23 protein-coding genes are annotated in these 20,897 nt (G+C 63.2%); 7 read left to right on the top strand and 16 right to left on the bottom strand.

The genetic code is table 11. The features are described 5' to 3' along the window. Nucleotides 1-31 precede the first annotated feature (31 nt). The 7 genes from V5279_RS19660 to V5279_RS19630 all read right to left on the bottom strand — a co-directional run bounded on the left by V5279_RS19660 (nucleotide 32) and on the right by V5279_RS19630 (nucleotide 6,584). Complete coding sequence (locus tag V5279_RS19660; protein WP_166296325.1) at nucleotides 32-1,036, bottom strand: inorganic phosphate transporter; 1,005 nt, start codon at nucleotides 1,034-1,036, stop codon at nucleotides 32-34. Between the two features lie 103 nt (nucleotides 1,037-1,139). After that, the gene (locus tag V5279_RS19655) at nucleotides 1,140-1,784 is read right to left on the bottom strand and encodes a DUF47 domain-containing protein (RefSeq protein ID WP_338700132.1); all 645 of its coding nucleotides are present in this window, start codon (nucleotides 1,782-1,784) and stop codon (nucleotides 1,140-1,142) included. A 147-nt stretch (nucleotides 1,785-1,931) separates the two neighbouring features. Next, nucleotides 1,932-2,900 (bottom strand): branched-chain amino acid ABC transporter permease, encoded by a 969-nt coding sequence (locus V5279_RS19650; RefSeq protein WP_166296331.1) that lies wholly within the window; start codon nucleotides 2,898-2,900, stop codon nucleotides 1,932-1,934. Nucleotide 2,901: 1 nt separating this feature from the next. Further along, nucleotides 2,902-3,765 carry a branched-chain amino acid ABC transporter permease gene (locus V5279_RS19645; RefSeq protein WP_029083566.1) on the bottom strand — a complete coding sequence of 288 codons (864 nt, stop codon included), beginning with the start codon at nucleotides 3,763-3,765 and terminating at the stop codon, nucleotides 2,902-2,904. A gap of 64 nt (nucleotides 3,766-3,829) precedes the next feature. Continuing rightward, a complete protein-coding gene (locus V5279_RS19640) occupies nucleotides 3,830-5,050 on the bottom strand; it encodes an ABC transporter substrate-binding protein (protein WP_166296334.1) in 1,221 nt (406 codons plus the stop codon). A gap of 42 nt (nucleotides 5,051-5,092) precedes the next feature. After that, nucleotides 5,093-5,836 (bottom strand): ABC transporter ATP-binding protein, encoded by a 744-nt coding sequence (locus V5279_RS19635; protein ID WP_166296337.1) that lies wholly within the window; start codon nucleotides 5,834-5,836, stop codon nucleotides 5,093-5,095. Continuing rightward, nucleotides 5,829-6,584, bottom strand: coding sequence for an ABC transporter ATP-binding protein (locus tag V5279_RS19630; RefSeq protein ID WP_024581422.1), 756 nt, complete (start codon nucleotides 6,582-6,584; stop codon nucleotides 5,829-5,831). The genes V5279_RS19635 and V5279_RS19630 overlap by 8 nt, the downstream gene beginning before the upstream one ends. Before the next feature lie 327 nt (nucleotides 6,585-6,911). Between V5279_RS19630 and V5279_RS19625 the strand changes: the two genes are divergently transcribed. Together V5279_RS19625 and V5279_RS19620 are read left to right on the top strand one after the other, a co-directional pair. After that, complete coding sequence (locus V5279_RS19625) at nucleotides 6,912-7,526, top strand: PAS domain-containing protein (RefSeq protein WP_338700125.1); 615 nt, start codon at nucleotides 6,912-6,914, stop codon at nucleotides 7,524-7,526. A 3-nt stretch (nucleotides 7,527-7,529) separates the two neighbouring features. Beyond that, nucleotides 7,530-8,147: a hypothetical protein gene (locus V5279_RS19620; protein ID WP_338700123.1), complete on the top strand. Its 618-nt coding sequence runs from the start codon at nucleotides 7,530-7,532 to the stop codon at nucleotides 8,145-8,147. Nucleotides 8,148-8,403: 256 nt separating this feature from the next. Here V5279_RS19620 and V5279_RS19615 read toward each other — a convergent pair whose 3' ends face one another. From V5279_RS19615 to V5279_RS19600, 4 genes are all read right to left on the bottom strand, one after another. Continuing rightward, nucleotides 8,404-8,664, bottom strand: coding sequence for a hypothetical protein (locus V5279_RS19615; protein WP_166296349.1), 261 nt, complete (start codon nucleotides 8,662-8,664; stop codon nucleotides 8,404-8,406). 553 nt (nucleotides 8,665-9,217) lie between these two features. Further along, nucleotides 9,218-9,586: an ArsC family reductase gene (locus tag V5279_RS19610; protein ID WP_338700119.1), complete on the bottom strand. Its 369-nt coding sequence runs from the start codon at nucleotides 9,584-9,586 to the stop codon at nucleotides 9,218-9,220. Nucleotides 9,587-9,684: 98 nt separating this feature from the next. Continuing rightward, complete coding sequence (locus V5279_RS19605; protein WP_166296355.1) at nucleotides 9,685-10,194, bottom strand: cytochrome P460 family protein; 510 nt, start codon at nucleotides 10,192-10,194, stop codon at nucleotides 9,685-9,687. A 21-nt stretch (nucleotides 10,195-10,215) separates the two neighbouring features. Then, a complete protein-coding gene (locus V5279_RS19600) occupies nucleotides 10,216-11,256 on the bottom strand; it encodes an alpha/beta hydrolase (protein WP_338700116.1) in 1,041 nt (346 codons plus the stop codon). Nucleotides 11,257-11,419: 163 nt separating this feature from the next. On the opposite strand from V5279_RS19600, the gene V5279_RS19595 reads away from it, so the two are divergent. Further along, the gene (locus V5279_RS19595; RefSeq protein WP_338700114.1) at nucleotides 11,420-12,973 is read left to right on the top strand and encodes a winged helix-turn-helix domain-containing protein; all 1,554 of its coding nucleotides are present in this window, start codon (nucleotides 11,420-11,422) and stop codon (nucleotides 12,971-12,973) included. 342 nt (nucleotides 12,974-13,315) lie between these two features. Beyond that, nucleotides 13,316-13,798 carry a lipocalin-like domain-containing protein gene (locus V5279_RS19590; RefSeq protein WP_338700112.1) on the top strand — a complete coding sequence of 161 codons (483 nt, stop codon included), beginning with the start codon at nucleotides 13,316-13,318 and terminating at the stop codon, nucleotides 13,796-13,798. An 89-nt stretch (nucleotides 13,799-13,887) separates the two neighbouring features. Here V5279_RS19590 and V5279_RS19585 read toward each other — a convergent pair whose 3' ends face one another. The 3 genes from V5279_RS19585 to V5279_RS19575 form a co-directional block, all read right to left on the bottom strand. Then, nucleotides 13,888-15,141, bottom strand: a complete 1,254-nt coding sequence (locus V5279_RS19585) for a Spy/CpxP family protein refolding chaperone (RefSeq protein ID WP_338700110.1) — start codon at nucleotides 15,139-15,141, stop codon at nucleotides 13,888-13,890. Between the two features lie 426 nt (nucleotides 15,142-15,567). Then, nucleotides 15,568-16,209 carry a glutathione S-transferase family protein gene (locus V5279_RS19580; RefSeq protein WP_166204478.1) on the bottom strand — a complete coding sequence of 214 codons (642 nt, stop codon included), beginning with the start codon at nucleotides 16,207-16,209 and terminating at the stop codon, nucleotides 15,568-15,570. Nucleotides 16,210-16,619: 410 nt separating this feature from the next. After that, on the bottom strand, nucleotides 16,620-17,948 hold the full coding sequence (locus V5279_RS19575; RefSeq protein ID WP_338700106.1) for a dicarboxylate/amino acid:cation symporter: 1,329 nt from the start codon (nucleotides 17,946-17,948) through the stop codon (nucleotides 16,620-16,622). A 143-nt stretch (nucleotides 17,949-18,091) separates the two neighbouring features. On the opposite strand from V5279_RS19575, the gene V5279_RS19570 reads away from it, so the two are divergent. Together V5279_RS19570 and V5279_RS19565 are read left to right on the top strand one after the other, a co-directional pair. Continuing rightward, a complete protein-coding gene (locus tag V5279_RS19570; protein ID WP_338700104.1) occupies nucleotides 18,092-18,250 on the top strand; it encodes a DUF5993 family protein in 159 nt (52 codons plus the stop codon). An 8-nt stretch (nucleotides 18,251-18,258) separates the two neighbouring features. Next, nucleotides 18,259-18,813 carry a disulfide bond formation protein B gene (locus tag V5279_RS19565; protein WP_338700102.1) on the top strand — a complete coding sequence of 185 codons (555 nt, stop codon included), beginning with the start codon at nucleotides 18,259-18,261 and terminating at the stop codon, nucleotides 18,811-18,813. On the opposite strand, the gene V5279_RS19560 is transcribed toward V5279_RS19565, so the two are convergent. Continuing rightward, entirely contained in the window at nucleotides 18,810-19,514 is a 705-nt protein-coding gene (locus V5279_RS19560; RefSeq protein WP_338700100.1) for a glutathione S-transferase family protein, read from the bottom strand. The two genes, V5279_RS19565 and V5279_RS19560, sit on opposite strands and share 4 nt — an antisense overlap. 78 nt (nucleotides 19,515-19,592) lie before the next feature. Between V5279_RS19560 and V5279_RS19555 the strand changes: the two genes are divergently transcribed. Continuing rightward, a complete protein-coding gene (locus V5279_RS19555; protein WP_338700097.1) occupies nucleotides 19,593-20,474 on the top strand; it encodes an SDR family oxidoreductase in 882 nt (293 codons plus the stop codon). A gap of 30 nt (nucleotides 20,475-20,504) precedes the next feature. On the opposite strand, the gene V5279_RS19550 is transcribed toward V5279_RS19555, so the two are convergent. After that, on the bottom strand, nucleotides 20,505-20,849 hold the full coding sequence (locus V5279_RS19550) for a Lin0512 family protein (protein WP_076831854.1): 345 nt from the start codon (nucleotides 20,847-20,849) through the stop codon (nucleotides 20,505-20,507). Between the last annotated feature and the right edge of the window lie 48 nt (nucleotides 20,850-20,897).

Genomic DNA, 20,897 nt, shown 5'->3' with positions numbered 1-20,897 from the left:
CGCGAACCGGCTTCCACTTCGCTCGAAAACGCTACTTCAGAATCTGCACCGCCCAATAGGTCGCGGCGGCGACCGCAGCCGACGCCGGGATTGTGATCACCCAGGCATAGACGATCGAGCTCGCCACATTCCAGCGCACGGCGGAGAGCCGCCGTGCCGCACCGACGCCGACAATGGCGCCGGTGATGGTATGGGTGGTCGATACGGGAACCCCGAGATAGGTCGCGATGAACAGCGTCGCGGCGCCGCCGGTCTCAGCGCAAAAGCCCTGCATCGGCGTCAGCTTGGTGATCCGCAGCCCCATGGTGCGCACGATCCGCCAGCCGCCCATCAAGGTGCCCAGCGCCATCGCGCTCTGGCAGGACAGCACGACCCAGAACGGAATTTCGAAGGTGTCGCCGAGATGGCCCTGCGAGTAGAGCAGCACGGCGATGATGCCCATGGTCTTCTGCGCGTCGTTGCCGCCATGGCCGAGCGAATAGAGCGAGGCCGAGGCGAATTGCAGGATGCGAAAGGCGCGATCGACCGCGAACGGCGTCGAGCGCACCGAGAGCCAGGACACGACGGCCACCAGCACCAGCGCCAGCAGGAAGCCGACCAGCGGCGACAGCACGATCGCGAGCAAGGTCTTGGTGAGCCCGCTCCACACCGCAGCCGAAATGCCCGCCTTCGCCATGCCGGCGCCGACCAGCCCGCCGATCAGCGCGTGCGAGCTCGACGAGGGGATGCCGAGCGCCCAAGTGATCACGTTCCAGACGATCGCGCCGACCAGCGCGGCGAAGATCACGGTCGCGTCCACCACCGACGGGTCGATGATCCCGGTGCCGATGGTGTTGGCGACGTGCAGGCCGAAGACTGCGAAGGCGACGAAATTGAAGAAGGCCGCCCAGAACACCGCATATTGCGGCCGCAGCACGCGGGTCGAGACGATGGTTGCGATCGAGTTCGCGGCATCGTGCAGGCCGTTCAGGAAGTCGAACAGCAGCGCGACCGCGATCAGGATGGTGAGAACCGGAAGACCCAGCGTGGCGTCCACGTGATGGCCCCGCTCTATTGTGCTTTTTTGAGCATGATCTCCGCGCAAACGCGTTCCGCGTTTGTCGCGCCGGAAAACCGCATCACACTTTTCCGGATCATGCTCATACTTGCTCGATCACGATCGAATTGATCTCGTTGGCGACGTCGTCGAAGCGGTCGGCCACCTTCTCGAGGTGATCGTAGATCTCCGCGCCGACGATGAAGTCCATCGTGTTGGCGTTGCGGTGCTTCAGGAACAATTCCTTCAGCCCGATATCATGGAGATCGTCGACCCGGCCCTCTAGCTTGGTCAGTTCCTCGGTGATCTGGGTCAGCATCGAGACGTTCTGACCGATCGCCTGTAACAAGGGCAGCGCGCGGACGACCAGATTGGCGCATTCGACGATCAGGGTGCCGATCTCGCGCATCGGCGGCTCGAACTCGCGCACCTCGAACAGCATGACCGCCTTTGCAGTCGCCTGCATCTGGTCGACCGCGTCGTCCATCGCCGTGATCAGGTTCTTGATGTCGCCGCGGTCGAACGGGGTGATGAAGGTGCGGCGAACCGCGGTCAGCACCTCACGGGTGACACTATCGGCGTCGTTCTCGAACTGATTGACGCGCTGACAGAAGACCGGGGTCTCCTCGCCGCCCTTCAGCATGTCCTGCAGCGCCAATGAGCACTGCACGGAGGTCTGGGCGTGGCGGGCGAACAGGTCGAAAAACCGCTCTTCCTTGGGCAGGAAGGCGCGAAACCAGCGCAGCATGTCTCAGTTCCATCGTTCCGGGACAGCCCTTTTAGCGACTGTCACAGAACTGTCATAGAGCATCTGGCGGGGAAAGCACCGATCGACCGCCCGAACGGGCGGTCGTCCACCGCTATGTCAGCGGAAAATCGCGGGCCGCGCCCTGCCCTACAGCGACCGCCTGAGCATATGGGCCAGCTCGCCGACCAGGCCGCGCCGGAACAGCAGCACGCAGGCGACGAAGATCACGCCCTGGATCACCGTCACCCACTGGCCGAAGCCGGCGAGATATTGCTGCATGGCGATGATCACGAATGCGCCGACCACCGGTCCGAAGATGGTGCCGAGACCGCCGACCAGCGTCATCAGCACGATTTCACCGGACATCGACCAGTGCACGTCGGTGAGCGAGGCGTTCTGCGCCACGAACACCTTCAGCGAGCCGGCGAAGCCCGCCAGCGTGCCCGACAGGATGTAGGCGAGCATCTTGTACTGGTCGGTCTTGTAGCCGAGCGAGATCGCGCGCGGTTCGTTCTCGCGGATCGCCTTCAAGACCTCGCCGAACGGCGAGTTGATGGTCCGGTAGATCAGCAGGAAGCCGGCGAGGAAGCCGACCAGCACGACGTAGTAAAGCACCATCGGCTTCGAGAGGTCGAAGATCCCGAACAGTCGTCCCTGCGGGATGCCCTGGATGCCGTCTTCGCCGTGCGTGAACGGCGCCTGCAGATAGATGAAGTAGAGCAGCTGCGACAGCGCCAGCGTGATCATCGAGAAGTAGATGCCCTGGCGGCGGATCGAGATGAAGCCGGTGACGAGGCCGAGCAACGCCGCGGCGGCGGTGCCGACCACGATGCCGAGCTCGGGCGGCAGCCCCCACACCTTCAGCGCATGCGCGGTAACGTAGCCGGCAGTGCCGAGGAACATCGCGTGGCCGAACGACAGCAGGCCGCCATAGCCGATCAGCAGGTTGAAGGCGCAGGCGAGCAGCGCAAAGCACAGCGCCTGCATCACGAAGAAGGGATAGATCCCGGTGAACGGCACCACGGCCAGCAGCGCCGCCATCACGGCGAATACGATCATCTCGTCACGCATCGCGCGCGGCGTCACCGGAAGTGTATCGTCGGTCAATGCTGACATATCAGGCCGCCCGTCCCGTCAGTCCCGTTGGCTTCACCAGCAACACCACCACCATCAGGACAAACACCACGGTGTTGGAGGCTTCGGGATAAAAATACTTGGTCAGTCCCTCGATCACGCCGAGCGCGAAGCCGGTGATGATCGAGCCCATGATCGAGCCCATGCCGCCGATCACGACCACCGCGAACACCACGATGATGAGATCGGCCCCCATCAGCGGGCGGACCTGGTTGATCGGCGCCGACAACACGCCGGCGAGCGCGGCGAGGCCGACGCCGAGCCCGTAGGTCAGCGTGATCATGCGCGGCACGTTGATGCCGAAGGCGCGCACCAGCGTCGGGTTCTCAGTGGCGGCGCGCAGATAGGCGCCGAGCTGCGTCTTCTCGATCAGGAACCAGGTGGCAAGGCACACCACCAGCGAGAAGATGACGACCCAGCCGCGATAGATCGGCAGGAACATGAAGCCGAGATTGACGCCGCCCTTGAGCTGATCCGGGATCGAATACGGCAGACCGGAGGAGCCGAAATAGTTCTGGAACACGCCCTGCACGATCAGCGCGATGCCGAAGGTCAGGAGCAGTCCGTAGAGATGGTCGAGGCCGGCCAGCCATTGCAGCATGGTGCGCTCGAGGATCATGCCGAAGATGCCGACAATGACCGGCGCGATGATCAGCGCCCACCAGTAGTTGATGCCGCCCAGGTTGAGCAGGAAATACGCCACGAAGGCGCCCATCATGTAGAGCGCGCCGTGCGCGAAATTGATGATGTTGAGCATGCCGAAGATGACGGCGAGCCCCAGACTGAGCAGCGCGTAGAACGAGCCGTTGATCAGTCCCACCAGAAGCTGTGCGTAGAGAGCCTGCATCGAATGAGCTTTCGCTAGATAGATGAAGCCCGCCGGCCACGCTCATGGCCGGCGGGCATGACCGTCACTTCTTCAGAAGCGCGCAGGTGCTCTTGTCGAGCGGCGTGAAAGCCTGGTTGCCCGGCACGGTGCCGACCAGCTTGTAGAAGTCCCACGGACCCTTGGACTCCGAGGGCTTCTTCACTTCGAACAGATAGGCGTCGTGGGTGACACGGCCGTTGGCCTCGACCTCGCCCTTGCCGAACAGCGGATCGTCGGTCGGGATGGTCTTCATCTTCGCGACCACCTTGGCGCCGTCATGCGGATTGCCGCCGAGCGCTTCCAGCGCCTTGAAGTAATGCATGAGGCCCGCATAGACGCCGGCCTGCACCATGGTCGGGGGCGCGCCGCTCTTCATCCGCGCCGAGAAGCGCTTGGAGAAGGCGCGGGTGTTGTCGTTGAGGTCCCAGTAGAACGTCTCGGTGAAGTTGAGGCCCTGCGCAGTCTCGAGCCCGATCGCCTTGACGTCGGTGAGGAACAAGAGCAGCGCGGCGAGCTTCTGGCCGCCCTTGACGATGCCGAACTCGGCGGCCTGCTTGATCGAGTTGGTGGTGTCGCCGCCGGCATTGGCAAGACCGATGATCTTGGCCTTCGAGGCCTGCGCCTGCAGCAGGAAGGAGGAGAAATCAGCGGTGTTGAGCGGATGCTTGACGCCGCCGACCACCTTGCCGCCATTGGCGGTCACGACAGCGGTGGTGTCGCGCTCGAGCGCGGCGCCGAATGCATAGTCCGCGGTCAGGAAGAACCAGGTGTCCCCGCCCGCCTTCACCAGCGCCTGGCCGGTGGCGTGCGCCAGCATGTAGGTGTCGTAGGTCCAGTGCACTGTGTTCGGCGAGCACTGCGCGTTGGTGAGGTCGGAGGTCGCGGCGCCCGAATTGATGTAGACGCCGTTCTTCTCCTTCACGACGTTGTTGACCGCGAGCGCGACGCCGGAATTTGGCACGTCGACGACCGTGTCGACCTTGTCGACGTCGAACCACTGGCGGGCGATGGTGGTACCGATATCGGGCTTGTTCTGGTGATCGCCGGAGATCAGGTCGATGGTCCAGCCCTTGGCCTTGAGGCCGGAATCCTCGATCGCCATCTGCGCCGCCAGCGTCGAGCCGGGGCCGGCAAGGTCGGCATAGAGGCCGGACTGATCCGACAGCACGCCGATCTTGACCGTCTTGTCGTCAGCGGAGGCGACGCTTGCAGCTGACAGCACCATCGCGGTACCGAGCAGGAGCGCTGAAATGGTATTCTTCATGTCGGATTTCCTCGGTCTTTAAATTTTCTGGCTCTGGCGATTTCAAACGCCGAGATAGGTATGCAGCTTGTCCATGTTGGCCGACAGCTCCGAATTCGCGAAGCCGTCGATCACCTTGCCGTGCTCGACGATGTAGTAGCGGTCGGCAACGGTCGAGGCGAAACGGAAATTCTGTTCGACCAGCAGGATGGTGAATCCCTGCGATTTCAGGCGCGCAATGGTGTGACCGATCTGCTGAATGATGACCGGTGCCAACCCTTCGGTCGGCTCGTCGAGCATCAGGAAGCGCGCGCCGGTGCGCAGGATGCGCGCGATCGCCAGCATCTGCTGCTCGCCGCCCGAGAGCTTGGTGCCCTGGCTGGTGAGACGCTCCTTCAGGTTCGGAAACAGCGTGAAGATCTGGTCGAGCGGCAGACCGCCCGGGCGCACCACCGGCGGCAGCAGCAGGTTCTCCTTCACATCGAGGCTGGCGAAGATGCCGCGCTCCTCGGGACAGAATGCGATGCCGAGCCGCGCGATGCGGTCGGAGGTGGCGCGGATGATCTCCTTGTTGTCGAAGCGGATCGACCCCGAACGCTTGCCGATCACCCCCATCACCGACTTCAGCGTGGTGGTCTTGCCGGCGCCGTTGCGGCCGAGCAGCGTCACCACCTCGCCGGCCTTCACGTTGAAATTGACGCCGTGCAGGATGTGGGATTCGCCGTACCAGGCCTGCAGATCCTTGACCGTCAGTACCTCGGCGCCGGCCGCAGCCACGGGCTTCTCCGCCAGTTTCGCCTCAGCCATGACCCGCTCCCAGATAGGCTTCCTTCACGCGCTCGTCCTTGGAGAGGTCGGCGTAGTTGCCCTCCGCCAGCACCTGCCCGCGCGTCAGCACGGTGATGATGTCGGAGAGGTTGGCCACCACCGAGAGGTTATGTTCGACCATCAGGATGGTGTACTTGGCGGAAATCCGCTTGATCAGCGCTGCGATCTTGTCGATGTCCTCGTGACCCATGCCGGCCATCGGCTCGTCGAGCAGCATCATCTCGGGGTCGAGCGCGAGCGTCGTTGCAATCTCAAGGGCGCGTTTGCGGCCGTACGGCATCTCGACCGCCGGCGTGTTGGCGAATTCGCTTAAGCCCACGTCGTTCAAGAGCTCGTGGGCGCGCGGATTGAAGCGGTCGAGCACGGTTTTCGAGCGCCAGAAATCGAACGACGACCCATGCTGGCGCTGCAGCGCCACGCGAACGTTCTCGAGCGCGGTCAGATGCGGAAACACCGCCGAGATCTGGAACGAGCGGACCAGCCCGAGCCGCGCCACGTCGGCCGGCGGCATCGCGGTGATGTCCTGGCCCTTGTAGCGAATCTGCCCTCCCGTCGGCTTCAGGAATTTGGTCAGCAGATTGAAACAGGTCGTCTTGCCGGCGCCGTTCGGCCCGATCAACGCGTGAATACTGCCGCGACGCACCTTCAATGCGACGTCGCGAACGGCGAAGAAACCCGCGAATTCCTTGGTCAATCCGCTGGTTTCGAGAATGAACTCATCGGCCAAATAGAATCCCCCATACACCATCGCCGCGAAGCCCGTCGCCCGCGTGGCCAGCCTTTTTCGTGTTCGACAGGTTGTCCGACCGTCTTGGAAACCGTCCGGAGCCCGTCGCCTCCGGGCCGGAATATGCCGTCATCTGCGGCGGTTACGCAAGGTCGAAAGCTGTGCGGTGCGGTATCGGCGCGACCAGTTCCGGTTGATCCTTAGTCGAATGGCATTTGGGCGCGCTTTGCGCCTCGGGAAAGCGGCCGTTAACGGTGTTTTCCTCCGGACCGTCACTTTCATAGAATATTTCCGCCTGTCGCCGAAGCTCCGGCCATTGCATTGAGAATGGCTAGAGCCTTGCATTTCGAGAGCGCCAATTCTTCGGTCGTCAAGTCGATCCGGCAACGTGATTTCCTGAACACGTGGCTGCGACTTTATGCCCGCAGCCAGACGATCCCGCGCAGGGATGAATTTCAGCCGGAGCGGATCGAGGAAGATCTGCCGGACACCGTGTTCCTCAGCGTCGACGCCGCGGCGCAACCGCCGCAGCTTGTGATCGAGAGCGACGGCACGCGGATGGCCACCGCCTACGGACACAGCGGCAAGGGCCGCCTGCTCGACGACTATCTCGGACCGCGGCTCGCGCCGGTCGTGATGCCGGTCTACCACGAATGCATCGCCCGCCGCCTCCCCGCCTACACCATCACCGACATCGACGACATCTACGGTCACGTCGTGGCCTATGAACGGCTGCTGCTGCCGTTCTCGGACGGCGGCACTGTCACGCATCTGGTCGCGTCGCTGAAGACGATCAGCGACAACGGCCATTTCGAAATCCGCAATCTGATGCGCGGCAATTTCGTGCTGCCGAGCTTCAAGCTGTGCGCGATCATCGACCGCGACCTGTACCACCGTGCCCCCGGCCGCATCCCGCTCGGGGATGTGCTTGAATTCGGTTAGCCGATGCCATTCAAGAGTGCCGATCCATCGGTGGTCAAATCGATCACGCAGCGGGTGCTGCTGAACGCCTGGCTGCGCGCGGTGCGCAAGCCGGACGCGCTCCCTAAGCTGAGCGACTTCCACACCGAAGGCACCGCTGACGAGCGCGCCGACATGATGGGCTTTGACGTGGTCGGCAGCGGCGAGGACGCCCGCTTCCTGATCACCCAACAAGGCGCAAGGCTGACCACCGCCTACGGCAACGAGCATGTCGATCCGCGGCTGCGCGCCAACCGCTATCTGGATGATGCGATCGGCCCGGAGCGCTATGCCGGCGTGATCCTGTCCTATCGTGCCTGCCTGACGCGCAAGCGTCCGACCTATACGGTTGCGGAGGTGACGGACGCCGACGGCAAGGACGTCTCCTATGAACGGCTGCTGCTGCCGTTCGGACGCGGCGATACCGTCGAGCACATCATCGGCGCGTACAAGGCGATCAGCATCGAGGGCGGATTTCGGCTGCAGAACCTGATGGGCGTGACGCCGAAGTCGATCCCGATCGTGACCGTGCGCGCGGTGATCGACCGCAAGTTCGTGCCGGTGGATCATCCGGCGAGCCAAGATTCAGTCGAGCTGATCTAGGGCGTACCCATAAATGCGCCGAAATGGCGAACGGCATCTGAGGGAGCCACAATAAGGAAAACGCTGGGCGACATCCGCTTTTGGCCCTCTTCAGACCTCCGGGAGCGGTCTGATGATGTCGGCTCATCGGTATAAACCGAACCTCGCAACTGCGCGCGCGGGTTCGAAAAATGCATCCATCGGGCAACATAGGTAGCGGGGCGGGTCAGTAGTTTTGTGGAACCAATAGACCCGCCCCTGTACTCGCGCCGTCACTTCATTCCTTGCAAGTCTTATCAGCCACCAAGGCTGTTTGTGCTGATGCCTGTGTCGGGTGTGCCGTACCGATGACCTTCATCGTGCCTCCAGCGGCAGGCTGGGTATTGACAACTTGACACTTCATCGTCGCGGTATCTTGAGCCACGTAGAACGAGGAAGCGCCTGATGGTGGCGCCTGACCGGTGGTTTTGTCCTGCTGCGCGAATGAAGGTGCAGTGAATGCGATAACAGCAACCGTCGCCAAAAGAACTTTCGTCATGGTGTCTACCTCCTGGTTAGAGACAGGGGGCAAATAGAGTCGGGCGATAAGAGGTTCCTGCGATAATGGATTTATTTCATTTGCGAGTTGGATTTGATTTCGTGCGCCTTCGTCTAACTTTTCCGATGTGAGCAATATTGACCAGGCCCGCATTGACGTATTGGGCTAGACTGAATCCATCGGCGTCCGAATAGGCAGTTATCGGCGACAGAGAGATCGATAATGCTCCCGCCCAATACAGGGGAAGCATGATCTCATCTATCCAACCAAATCCACTATACAGCCGCGCGGAGATCGGGATTCTTCCGTGTTCCAAGTGTGGCAAGCCTATGCGGTTGGCTTGCATCGAGCCTGCTCAACCCGGTCAGGAAGTCCGCACCTTCCAGTGCTCGGAATGCAAGACGACTGGGAGTTTTGCTGTTGTGATCTAGTCGCTATTAGTCAGCCTTTGCGACCTGTTGGGTCCGGTTCTGACTTCGTTTGCTGACCCTTCAGTTATCCGCAGCCGAAGCGCTTTCCTGACGCGAACCGGTCTCCACTTCGCAGGAATGCCTCAGCCCTTCTTGCGCGCCTTGACTGGCATTTCCTCGGCGTAGATATCCGGCTTGAAGCCGACGACGCGCCTGGGCCCGAGATCGAGCACCGGACGCTTGATCATCGACGGCTGCTCGGCCATCAGCGCCAGCGCCTTGCGCTCGTTCAATCCCTCCTTGTCGGCATCGGGCAGCTTCTTGAAGGTCGTGCCGGCGCGGTTGAGCAACGTCTCCCAGCCGACCTCGTCGCTCCAGTGCTTGAGCTTGTCCTTGGCGATCCCCGTGGTCTTGTAGTCGTGGAAGTCATAGGCGACGCCATGATCGTCGAGCCAGGCGCGCGCCTTCTTCATCGTGTCGCAGTTCTTGATGCCGTAGATGGTGATGGTCAAAGCCGTTCCCCGGATGCGATTTGCAGCGGGGAAACTAGCCCCGCCGCAACCACAGCGCCAGATCGGACCGCGACGGTCTCCACACCGATATTGCTCGCCTAGTGGGCGTAGCGCGTGAAGACGAAATCGTGATCGCTGGCGTGGGCCTCGTGGCATGCGAAGCAGGTCTCGTGCTGGGCGGCATCGACCGGCCTGCCGTCGATGAAGCGACCAAAGCCCCAGCCGCCGGTCGCGGCATATTTGACGGAGTCCTTGACCATCACCTGGACGGTGGTCGCGGGCCCCGTGATGAAGGCACCATTGAGACCTGCAACCGGCTTTCGCTTCCAGGCGAGCTTCACCAGCACGGTGCCGTCAGGGAATCGTGCGGCGCCGTCCTGATAGGCCTTCACCGCGGTGGCGTTGCCGAGCACGCCGCGCAGCTCGTCAAGCCCGGTCTCCTCACCGACCGCGATCAGCTTCCAGTCGCGATAGCCTTGGGGAATTGTCACGCCGAAGATCGGCGATGCCAGTGCAGCATCGTCGGCACGCCCGACGGCAAACGGCAATGCGGCGCTGATGCTGGCTGCCGCGATCGCGGCAGCTGCCCATTTCACAACCTGTTTCATGATCTTTGGTCCGCTCTCGGCTCAGACCTTGCTGACGTCGATGATGGCCTGGACGAAGGCCTGCGGCGCCTCCTGCGGCAGATTGTGGCCGATGCCGCCGGTCAAGGTCCGATGCTCATAACGCCCGGAGAACTTCTTGGCATAGGCCGCGGGCTCCGGATGCGGCGCGCCGTTGGCATCGCCCTCCATCGTGATGGTCGGGATCGCAATCACAGGCGCCTGGGCGAGCGTCTTCTCGAACGCGTCGTACTTCGCCTCGCCCTCGGCGAGCCCAAGCCGCCAGCGGTAATTGTGGATCACGATATCGACATGGTCGGGGTTCTCGAAGGCAACAGCGCTGCGGTCATAGGTGGCGTCGTCGAACTTCCACTGCGGCGAGGCGAGCTGCCAGATCAGCTTGGCAAAATCGTGCCGGTTCCTGGCATAGCCCTCGCGGCCGCGCTCTGTCGCGAAATAGAACTGGTACCACCATTGCAGTTCGGCCTTCGGCGGCAGCGGCATCTTGCCGGCCTGCTGGCTGCCGATCAGGTAGCCGCTCACCGACACCATCGCCTTGCAGCGCTCCGGCCAGAGCACCGCCATAATGTTGGCGGTGCGCGCGCCCCAATCATAGCCGCCGAGCACAGCCTTCTCGATCTTCAGCGCATCCATCAGCGCAATGATGTCGGCGGCGACCGCGACCGGCTGGCCGCTGCGCATCGTGTCGGTGGAGAGGAAGCGCGTCGTGCCGTAGCCGCGCAGATGCGGCACGATCACCCGGTAGCCGGCCTCGGCCAGCGCCGGCGCAACGTCGGCATAGCTGTGGATGTCGTAGGGCCAGCCGTGCAGCAGGATCACCGCGGGACCGGACGCCGGCCCCATCTCGACATAGCCGGTGTCGAGCACGCCGGCATTGATCTGCTTGACCGGACCGATCGATGTATGAGCGCCGACCTTGACCTCAGGCAGCGCCGGCTTGGACTGGGCCTGGGCCGATCCGATCAAGCCGAACCTGGACGCGGCGAGGATCCCGCCGGCGAATCCCAGGAAGCGGCGGCGTTGCTGATTGATGGATTGGGACATGGCGATCTCCTGCGTCTGGTGTCGGGTTTGAATATTGCAGAGACCGACCGCGTCTGCTTTCAGAGGACGTGGATTTGTCCTTCAGAGCGTCGTGATTTTGGCTCCGGGCCGGCTGTGCTAGGTTCCGCCACCGATTCAGCTGCCGGCCGCCGGACTATCGAATTTGGCTTACCATTTCAACGACTTGACCCTCGACCCTGAGCGCCGAGAGCTGCGCCGTGGCAATGCCCTGGTGGCGGTCGAGCCGCAGGTCTTCGACCTCCTCGAGTTCCTGATCCGCGCCCGCGACCGCGTGGTCAGCCGCGACGAGGTGCTGGCCGCGGTCTGGCACGGCCGGATCGTCTCGGAAGCAACGCTGAGCAGCCGGGTCAACGCAGCGCGAACCGCGATCGGCGACAATGGCGAGGAGCAGCGGCTGATCCGCACCCTGCCCCGCAAAGGCCTCCGCTTTGTCGGCGATGTCAGGGAGGACATCGCATCAGATCATCCGATCTCGGACAACGTCACCCCGCCGCGGCCGAGCGAGGGTCCGTCGATCGCGGTGCTGCCGTTCACCAATATGAGCGGCGATCCCGAGCAGGACTATTTCGCCGACGGCATCGCCGAGGACATCACCACCGCGCTCGCGCGCTGCAGCCGCCTCACCGTGATCGCGCGCAACTCCGCCTTCACCTACAAGGGCAAGGCGGTCGATATCCGCCAGGTCGGACGCGACCTCGGTGTCGGCTATGTGCTCGAGGGCAGCGTTCGCCGCGGCGGCGATCGGCTGCGCATCACCGGGCAGTTGATCGACGCCGTCTCCGGCGCGCATCTGTGGGCCGACCGGTTCGACGGCGCGGCGACCGACGTGTTCGACCTGCAGGACCGCATCACCGAGAACGTGGTCGGCGCGATCGAGCCGACCTTGCTTGTCGCGGAGGCCGAGCGGCTGCGCGCGGCGCCGCCGCACAAGCTCGACGCCTACGACCTGCTGCTGCGCGCCTACAGCCTGCGCTACGAGTTCACGCCGGAGAGCATGACCGCCGCGCTCGATTGCCTCGACCAGGCGCTGGCGCTCGATCCTTCTTACGCGCCGGCGCTGGCGGCGTCGGCCTATTGTCACGCGCTGCGCCATTTCCAGGGCTGGCTGAACCCGAACGATGTCTACCGGGAACGCGCGGTCGCGCAGGCCTGGCGCGCGGTCGAGCTTGCGCCCGGCGATCCGCAGGTGTTGTGGATGGCAGCGTTCGCGATCTGGAACATGGCCGACGAGATCGAGCCCGCGCGTGAACTGTTCGAGCGTTCGCTTGCGATTAACCCGAACTCGGCGATGGCGCTCGTGCTCGGCGGCTGGATCGAGGCGATGCGCGGCAACCAGAAGGCCGGCCGCATCATGATCGAGCGCGCACAACGGCTCAACCCGCGCGACCCGCGCGGCTGGTTCGCCTCCGCGGCGCTCGCGATCTGCGCGGTGCTCGACCAGAATTTTGCCGAAGCGGTGATGTGGGCCGACAGGGCGCTGGCGCAGAACCGCCGCTTCGCGGTCGCGCTGCGCGTCTTGATCGTGGCGCTGGTCAAGACCGGCGAGCGCGAGCGCGCGACGCAGATCGCGCGCGATTTGCTGAAGGTCGACCCGGAGTTCACGGTCTCCGGCTTCCTGTCACGGATTCCGTTCCCGGTGGAAGCGATGTCCGCGACTTATCGTGAAACCCTCAAGGCGGCCGGCGTCCCGGATTGATGCTGCTCGGAGGACGCGACGATCATTCACCAGTGGTGCGCCGGGCGGCTTGTTTGGCAGCATCGGCCTGATGGCGGTGCATCCCTCGTCGTAGAGTTCGTAGCGCATGATTCGGCCCGCTTCGGTCAAAGATTTGAATCATGGCTCGGCAGTCAGGCTCAATGAGCCCGCGCCGACGGGAGCGGTTGCGATGTGCCCGAAAGCGGACGCACTATGCTCACTTTGAGTTTTGTCGAGTTTGACCCGAAGCGGACTTCCCTAAGCCTTGCTCTCGCGCGTTTCGTCGCTCAGGGCAGTCTGCTCATTACTTGATGCACTGGTTAGTGGTGGAGGAGGACGAAGATGGTGCGTCTCGGTGTCCTTGTCGCTGTATGCTTCTGTTTTCAATCTGGATTTGCCCTTGCGGAGGATATCGCGGGACGACTTGCCGGTAGTTGGAAACTAACTTCATGGACGATTCAGATTATCGGCGGAGACGCTACAGAGCCTTTCGGTCCCAAACCCAAAGGTAGGGCGGTCTTTACGCCGGACGGGTTCTCGGCGTTCATGATCGCTAGGCCAGATCGCAAGCCGGCAACGAATGATGCGGACTCGGCCGCGCTCCTCAAATCGCTGATGGTCTACACCGGAAAATTTACCATCGACGGGGACAAGCTTACGACCGACGTCGATCTATCGTGGAACGAGCTTTTGACCGGTACGTCCCAAGTCCGGTTCTTCAAGCTGGAAGGAGACAAGCTCTCGATTCGAACAGCCGAACAGGCCAGCGCAGTTTTTCCCGGTAAGCGAGTTGTTGGCACCCTCAATTGGGAGCGTGAGCGTTAAGAGTCCTTCGGCAACTGACGGATCGCGCCGAAGGCAACTGTCTGCTGTTGGCCCTTTTCGTGAAAAAGTCTCGTTTGGGGATGGAAAAATCATACCCCCCGCATCTTCGGCCCGAGCCCCTCGAACTGCGTCTTCTGCTCGTCACTCAGGTTCGCATGGAAATCGTCGACCGCGTCGTTCACGCTTCTGATCGCCTCTCGCATCGCTTCCAACCGCGCCTTTGCGGCCTTAAGGCGGGCCGGCGGGGTGAGCGCGTCCTTTGGCGGGCATGCGCTTAAGGCTTCCATAGTACCCATTGTGGTGTCCTGCACCACTTCGAGAGCGGCGAGTTGGCTATCGTTCAGTTTCAGGCTGGCGGCGATGTCGTCGAGGGGCCATTGCTGGGCGACCAGCTCGCGGTATTGCTTTTCGGCCTGTTGCTCGTCCTGCAGTTCGCGGCTCGCCTGGCAGGCGGCGTCCTGCATCTCCGTCAGCTTCGCGGCCGCGGCGTTGGCGCGGCGGTCGCGTTGGGGCGCGTTGAGCCGCGCCTTCTGCTCATCGCTCAGGAGATCGTAGAATTTTTGGAACGGTGGCTGAACGGCCGCAACCGCGCTCAGCATCGCGTTGACGCGGCTCTGCATGGCCGCGAACCGCTCCAGCGCGGTGGTTGCGGCCTGTGTTGGACAGGAGGCGCGGATGGTGTCGCCGGCGGAAGTCCAGGCGCTCGCGAGCTCGTCGAAGGCTGTGCGCTGTGCCTCGTTCGCCGCAACCACCCGGCCGATCCGCTCGAAGGGAAGGCCGGTCATCTTGGCGGTGTCAGCGCCGCAGAGCTCCTGCACGGAGGGCGCTTTGCGATGCCGCCTCCCGGCAGGGCGCTCGGCCGCGAACGCTGAGAGATCGCTGGCAGCGTAAGGCGAGAAGATCGCGGCGTAGAGATCGCCGTAGCCATAGGCCCAGAAGCCGCTACCGTCACTGAGAAGCGCGTAGTCATAAAGATCGCTATAGGCGAATGGCCAGAACAGCGGACCGACCCAGCCGTATGAACCGTCGGCGTGCTGCCACCAGCCTTGCGCAGCTCGGCCGCCCTGCCAGCCGGCCAGCGCCGCCACGGCAGTGAGCTGCGCACGCGCACTCGGGTGGATCGACTCGGCGGCGGAGCGGAGATCTTGCGGTCTTAAGGCGGCGGTTCGGACGCGGCTGTGGCGTGCTGCCATGCGTGCGTGGCGGAGACCTGCGACCGACAGCATGCTGGCCATCGCGAAGCGCGCGACACCGACGGGGCCACCAACGCGCAGGCGGAAGCCCGCCTCGGCCGCGCTCGGCAGCGCGCCCAGAGCGACCATGGCAACGCCGGCCGCAGCCATTCCAATGCGGGACTTCGACATGATCCCTCCTCCGCGCCAGGCCGCATCTCGTCACAAATATGACTCGGAGCGAAACCGAAAGTTCCCTCCCGCGTCGACGCGGGGCCATATCGTTTCCATCCAAAATCGATCACGGACGTCCGTAGTGGCGATGAAAAGCTACGCAGAAGCAGAGAAGCTTTGCCGACGCCTCAGCCTAGCCCCCGAAGTTAATGCCCGAGTCTCCGCCCGGGCTGACGCCGGGGCATGATCGGCTCCGGCTGTATTGTCTGGATTGCTTCCGCTTCTGGCCCTTCGGCGATCTCGGGAGATGTCCGCTTTTCCGCCGCTGTTGCGGTTAAGCGGACGTCAGGCGCCGGCCGCTCAATGAGTACACGGCTTACGCAGTACTACTCCCGTCGCTTGGCCGCTCCGATGAAGCGAGCACTACAATCCCGGTGATCTTGCCGCCCAAGCCTTGGTGGCCTGGCAGCTTTGCATCGCTCGGGCGTAGGCAGGGCGTGCCGTCGTGCGGGCGAGATAGTCCCGCTCGGTAGAACCTGGGACGTAGTTGCCGGTTCGCAGGCCGAGCAGGAGGGCGTAGCTCACCGAGATATCGGCAGCAGTGAATCGGTCACCGGCGAGATAGGGGCAATCCGCGAGGCGGCGGATAACCAACCCCAGCCGGCTCTCGAAGGTCTCGAGTGCCCAGCGGGTTACCCGGGCATCTCGCTCGGCTTCGGGCGCCAGTTGGCGACCGACAATGACGGCGTTCATCGGCCCGGCGAGCCCGGCCTCGCCTAAGTGGAGAAATTGCAGATAGGAAGCGAAGGCGGGATCGTCCGGGGCGACGGCAAGCGAGCCTGAGCCGTGGCGGGCGAGCAGGTACTCAAGAATCGCGATCGATTCGACCATGATCGTCTCGCCGTCCTGCAGTGCGGGAATAAAGCCGGCGGGGTTGATCGCGAGAAAATCGCGATCCTTCTCGGCTGCCAGCAGATCGACCGGGCGCAGCCGATAAGCCAATCCTAATTCCTCGAGCAGCCAAACAACACGGAAGCCACGACCTTCGCCATAGACGGTGAGCATAGTTAAGCGTTCCTGGATTCGGCTAGATGTACTAACTCGCAGAGGTAAGCCAGCCGCGCAACGGACTATCGATGGCGCATAATGTGCTCAAGGCTTGGCGCATATTCCTACAGCGCAGGCCCTGCCCACTTTATGGGTTCACGGCCCAGGCTGCGGCCGCGAATAACGCGCGTTCCCTCTCCCGCCTGCGATGTGGAAACCTCAGTTGCAGAAGCCCGCAAATGCCATATGCGACAGCCTTGGCGCGAGGGGACATTTTGGCAATTTCTGCATATTAGAAATATATCCCTGAATTGCCCGACGTGTCAAGTTGCCTGGTCGAACGCCGGCCGCCGCCGGCTACTTTGCATGGGGTTGTTTTCGATATTTTGGCAGCGCCCCCTGCGACGGCCCCATAACTTCATATTGCTCTAGCCCGCCCCGCCCGGCTCGAGCGCCTCGCCGAGCTCGAGCGGATGCGCCATCGTCTCGTGCAGAGCGTCCTTGTCGAGCTCGCCTTCGGAAAGGCTGATCACGATGCAGGCGACGCCGTTGCCGATCAGATTGGTCAGCGCGCGGCACTCGCTCATGAACTTGTCGATGCCGACCAGGATCGCGATCGACTGGATCGGGATGTCGGGAACAATCGACAGCGTCGCGGCGAGCGTGATGAAGCCGGCGCCGGTGACGCCGGAGGCACCCTTCGAGGTGATCATGGCGATGCCGAGAATGCCGAGCTCCTGCCAGATCGTCAGATGCGTGTTGGTGGCCTGCGCCAGGAACAGCGTCGCCAGCGTCATGTAGATGTTGGTGCCGTCGAGATTGAAGCTGTAGCCGGTCGGCACCACGAGGCCGACCACCGAGCGCGAGGCGCCGAGATGCTCCATCTTCTGGATCATCTGCGGCAGCACGGTCTCTGACGACGACGTGCCGAGCACGATCAGCAATTCGTCCTTGATATAGGCGATGAAGCGGATGATCGAGAATCCGGCCAGGCGGGCGATCGCGCCGAGCACGATCAGCACGAACAGCACGCTGGTGAGGTAGAAGGTGCCGATCAGCGCCGCCAGATTCACCAGCGAGCCGAGGCCATAGGCGCCGACCGTGAAAGCCATGGCGCCGAAGGCGCCGAGCGGCGCAAGCCGGACGATCATGCGGACGATGCCGAAGAACATCTTGGATGCCTTGTCGATCGCCTCGGCGATCGGCTCGCCGGGCTTACCCATCAGCGCAATGGCAAATCCTGACAGGATCGAGATCAGCAGCACCTGCAACAGGTCGCCGCGCGCCAGCGCGCCGAAGAAGCTGTCAGGGATGATCGCCATCAGGTGGGAAACGATGCCCTGCTCCTTCGCTTGCGTCACATAGGTGGAGACCGATTTCGGATCGATCGTGGAGGGGTCAATGTTGAAGCCGCGACCGGGCTGCAGCACTTCGCCGATCAGCAGGCCGACCGCGAGCGCGACCGTCGACACCGCCTCAAAATAGATCAGCGCCTTCAACCCGACCCGGCCGACGCGCTTGAGGTCGCCCATCGAGGAGATGCCGTGCACCACGGTGCAGAAGATTACCGGCGCGATCATCATCTTGATCAGCGCAATGAAGCCGTCGCCGAGCGGCTTCAGCTCCTTGCCGAGATTTGGATAGAAGTACCCGATCAGGACGCCTGCCGCGATCGCGATCAGCACCTGGACGTAGAGGATCTTGTACCAGGGCTGATGATGGCGTTGGGCGGCGGGCCTGATCGCGTCTGTGGTCATGAGGTGCCCCGGGTTAGGATGAATTCAGCTGGTGATGCCATCTTGGCCGAGCACTGCGCAAGCGACAATGCCCATTCAGGCCCGCCGCGAGCGCACACGAATCTGTCATAGACTACGGCCAAGCTCGCATCCGGAGGCTGAGGATGGAATTCACCGTGCTGTTTCTCGCCATCACCATCGCCATGCTGGTGGCCTGGCGTGGTCCGCGTCCTGTCGCGATTGGATTGTTCGCGGTGATCCTGGTCGCCTGCGTTGCGACCTTGCTGCACCACGCCTCCGACCGTCTCACGTTGTCGTTCTGAGGCCAGCCATGAACGATACGCAGGCCGTCACCTTGAACGCGCTCGCGCTTTACGGCCTTGCGCTGCTGCTGGCAGCAGCCTTTGCCGCGCAGCTCGTGCTGCACGAGCTACCCTGCCCGCTGTGTTTGCTGCAGCGCATCCTTTTCGCCCTGCTGGCGATCGGGCCGATCCTCAACATCCGCTTCGGACCACGGCCGAGCCATTATGCCATGTTCCTGCTGACGGCCGTGCTCGGCGCCACGGTCTCGTCCCGGCAGGTGCTGCTGCACATCCTCCCCGGCGACGCCGGCTACGGTTCGGCGCTGCTCGGCTATCATTATTATACGTGGGCGTTGATCGCCTTCATTGCGGCAATCGTCCTGCTCGCCGCCATGCTGCTGTTCGACGGCCAGTTCAACCACCGCGCGGCGCCGGGCGCCTCGCCCGGCAAGTTCGCGCAAGGTGCCGTGTGGCTCGTGGTCGTGCTGACGGCGCTGAACGTGCTCTCCACCCTGCTCGAATGCGGCTTTGGCGCCTGTGCCGACAATCCGGTCGTCTATGAGCTGCTGAAGCGAGCGGCCTAAGGCCGCTTCGGAATATTCAACCCGCGTTCCACGGCCGGCCGCGCGAGACCGCGCTCCAGCCAGCCGGCGACGTGCTTGAACTGGTCGAATGCGACGAGCTCGCGCGCGCCGTAGAAGCCGATCAGATTGCGTACCCAGCCGATCATCGAGATATCGGCGATGGTGTATTCATCGTCCACGAACCATTGCCGCCCGGCGAGATGCGTCTCCATCACGCCGAGCAGGCGCTTGGATTCGTCGACGTAGCGCTGCAGCGGCCGCTTGTCCTCATAATCCTTGCCGGCGAATTTGTGGAAGAATCCGACCTGGCCGAACATCGGTCCGATGCCGCCCATCTGGAAATGCACCCACTGGATGGCCTGGTAGCGGCGCGCCGCATCAGCCGGCAGCAGCTTGCCGGTCTTCTCGGCGAGATATTGCAGGATGGCGCCGGACTCGAACAATGGCAGCGGCTTGCCGCCTGGACCGTTGGGATCGAGGATCGCCGGGATCTTGCCGTTCGGATTGAGCGACAGGAACTCCGGGGTCTTCTGGTCGTCCTTGCCGAAGTCGACGAGATGGACCTCATAGGGCAGCCCGATCTCCTCGAGCATGATCGAGACCTTCACGCCGTTCGGCGTCGGAAGCGAGTAGAGCTGGAGGCGATCCGGATGCTGGGCGGGCCAGCGTTTTGTGATGGGAAAGGCTGACAGGTCGGTCATGTCGACATTCTTTGCAGGGTTGTTGTTGGGTGGCTAATGTACGGAGCTCAGTGAAAGCCGCAAGGTCTGCAACCGGCCATGAACGATCAACAGACAGACGCAAGAACGGTCGCAAGGCTCGGCCTCTCCGATGACGAACTCGCTGATCAACCGACCGTGTTCGCGGCAGATGCGCTCGCCGGTCAGGTGGTCGTCGTGTCCGGCGGCGCCGGCGGCATCGGCCGCGCCATCGCATGGCTGTTCGCCCGGCTCGGCGCTCACGTCGTGGTGGTCGGCCGCAACGCCGACAAACTCGATGCACTGGTCGATCAGCTCGGCCATCGCGGCCTGAAGGCCTCCGCGCATGTCGCCGACATCAGGGATCCCGATGCAGTCAGTGCGATGTTCGACACGCTGTGGACCGCGCATGGCCGCATCGATCATCTCGTCAACAGCGCCGGCGGCCAGTTCCCGCAAGCTGCGATCGATTTCTCGATCAAGGGCTGGAATGCGGTCATCAACACCAATCTCAACGGCACCTGGTATATGATGCAGGCTGCGGCGCAGCTCTGGCGCGACCGCAAGCATCCCGGCAGCATCGTCAATATCGTCGTGGTCACGACGCATGGCCTCTACGGCATCGCGCACACCATCGCGGCGCGCGCCGGTGTGATCGGGCTGTCGCGCGCGCTCGCAGTCGAATGGGCGCCGCTTGACATCCGCATCAACTGCATCGCGCCCGGCGCGATCGAGACCGAGGGCTGGAACGTCTACAGCGAAGCCGCGCGCGCCGCCTATCCGCGCTCCAACCCGATGATGCGTCCGGGCACGCCCTGGGACATCGCGGAAGCCGCCGCCTATCTCGCCGCCCCCTCCGGCAAGTTCATCACTGGCGAGACGCTGACCGTCGATGGCGGCGGCCAGCATTGGGGCGAGACCTGGACCACCGGCAAGCCGGACTATTTTCGGGGCGGCGAGTAGCGCACTCATACCAGTGGCCTGCCCGTTCCATCATTTCCCGTCGTCGAAGCTGACGATGACGGCGGCATTCGCGATCAGGATCGGGTCGTTGCCGAGATCAGACGGGATTTCGAGCCCGCCCGCGATTGCCTTCACCGTCTTGGTGCCATAGGGCAGTTCCTTGGCGACCGCTTCGATATCGACGTCTTCGGGATTCGGCACGGCGATCGTGACGTCGACGAACATGTCGTTCGCGGTCTTGCCGAGCATGCGGAAGAAGCCGAGGCTGGAATGACGGATCGCGTCCGAGACCGCGCGCTTGGCGGCCTTGGTGGCGTCGCGGCCGTGAACGTCGACGCCCATGCCCATTTCGGTGATACAGCGCACGCGTGTCATGAAGCTTTCCTGTTGTCGTTGGCGTGAGAGACCGTCACTCCTTCGACC

The organism is Bradyrhizobium sp. 26S5, assembly GCF_036923295.1.
In the GTDB taxonomy this organism is placed as follows: Bacteria; Pseudomonadota; Alphaproteobacteria; order Rhizobiales; family Xanthobacteraceae; genus Bradyrhizobium; species Bradyrhizobium septentrionale.
This window is presented reverse-complemented; position numbering and strand designations above follow the sequence as displayed.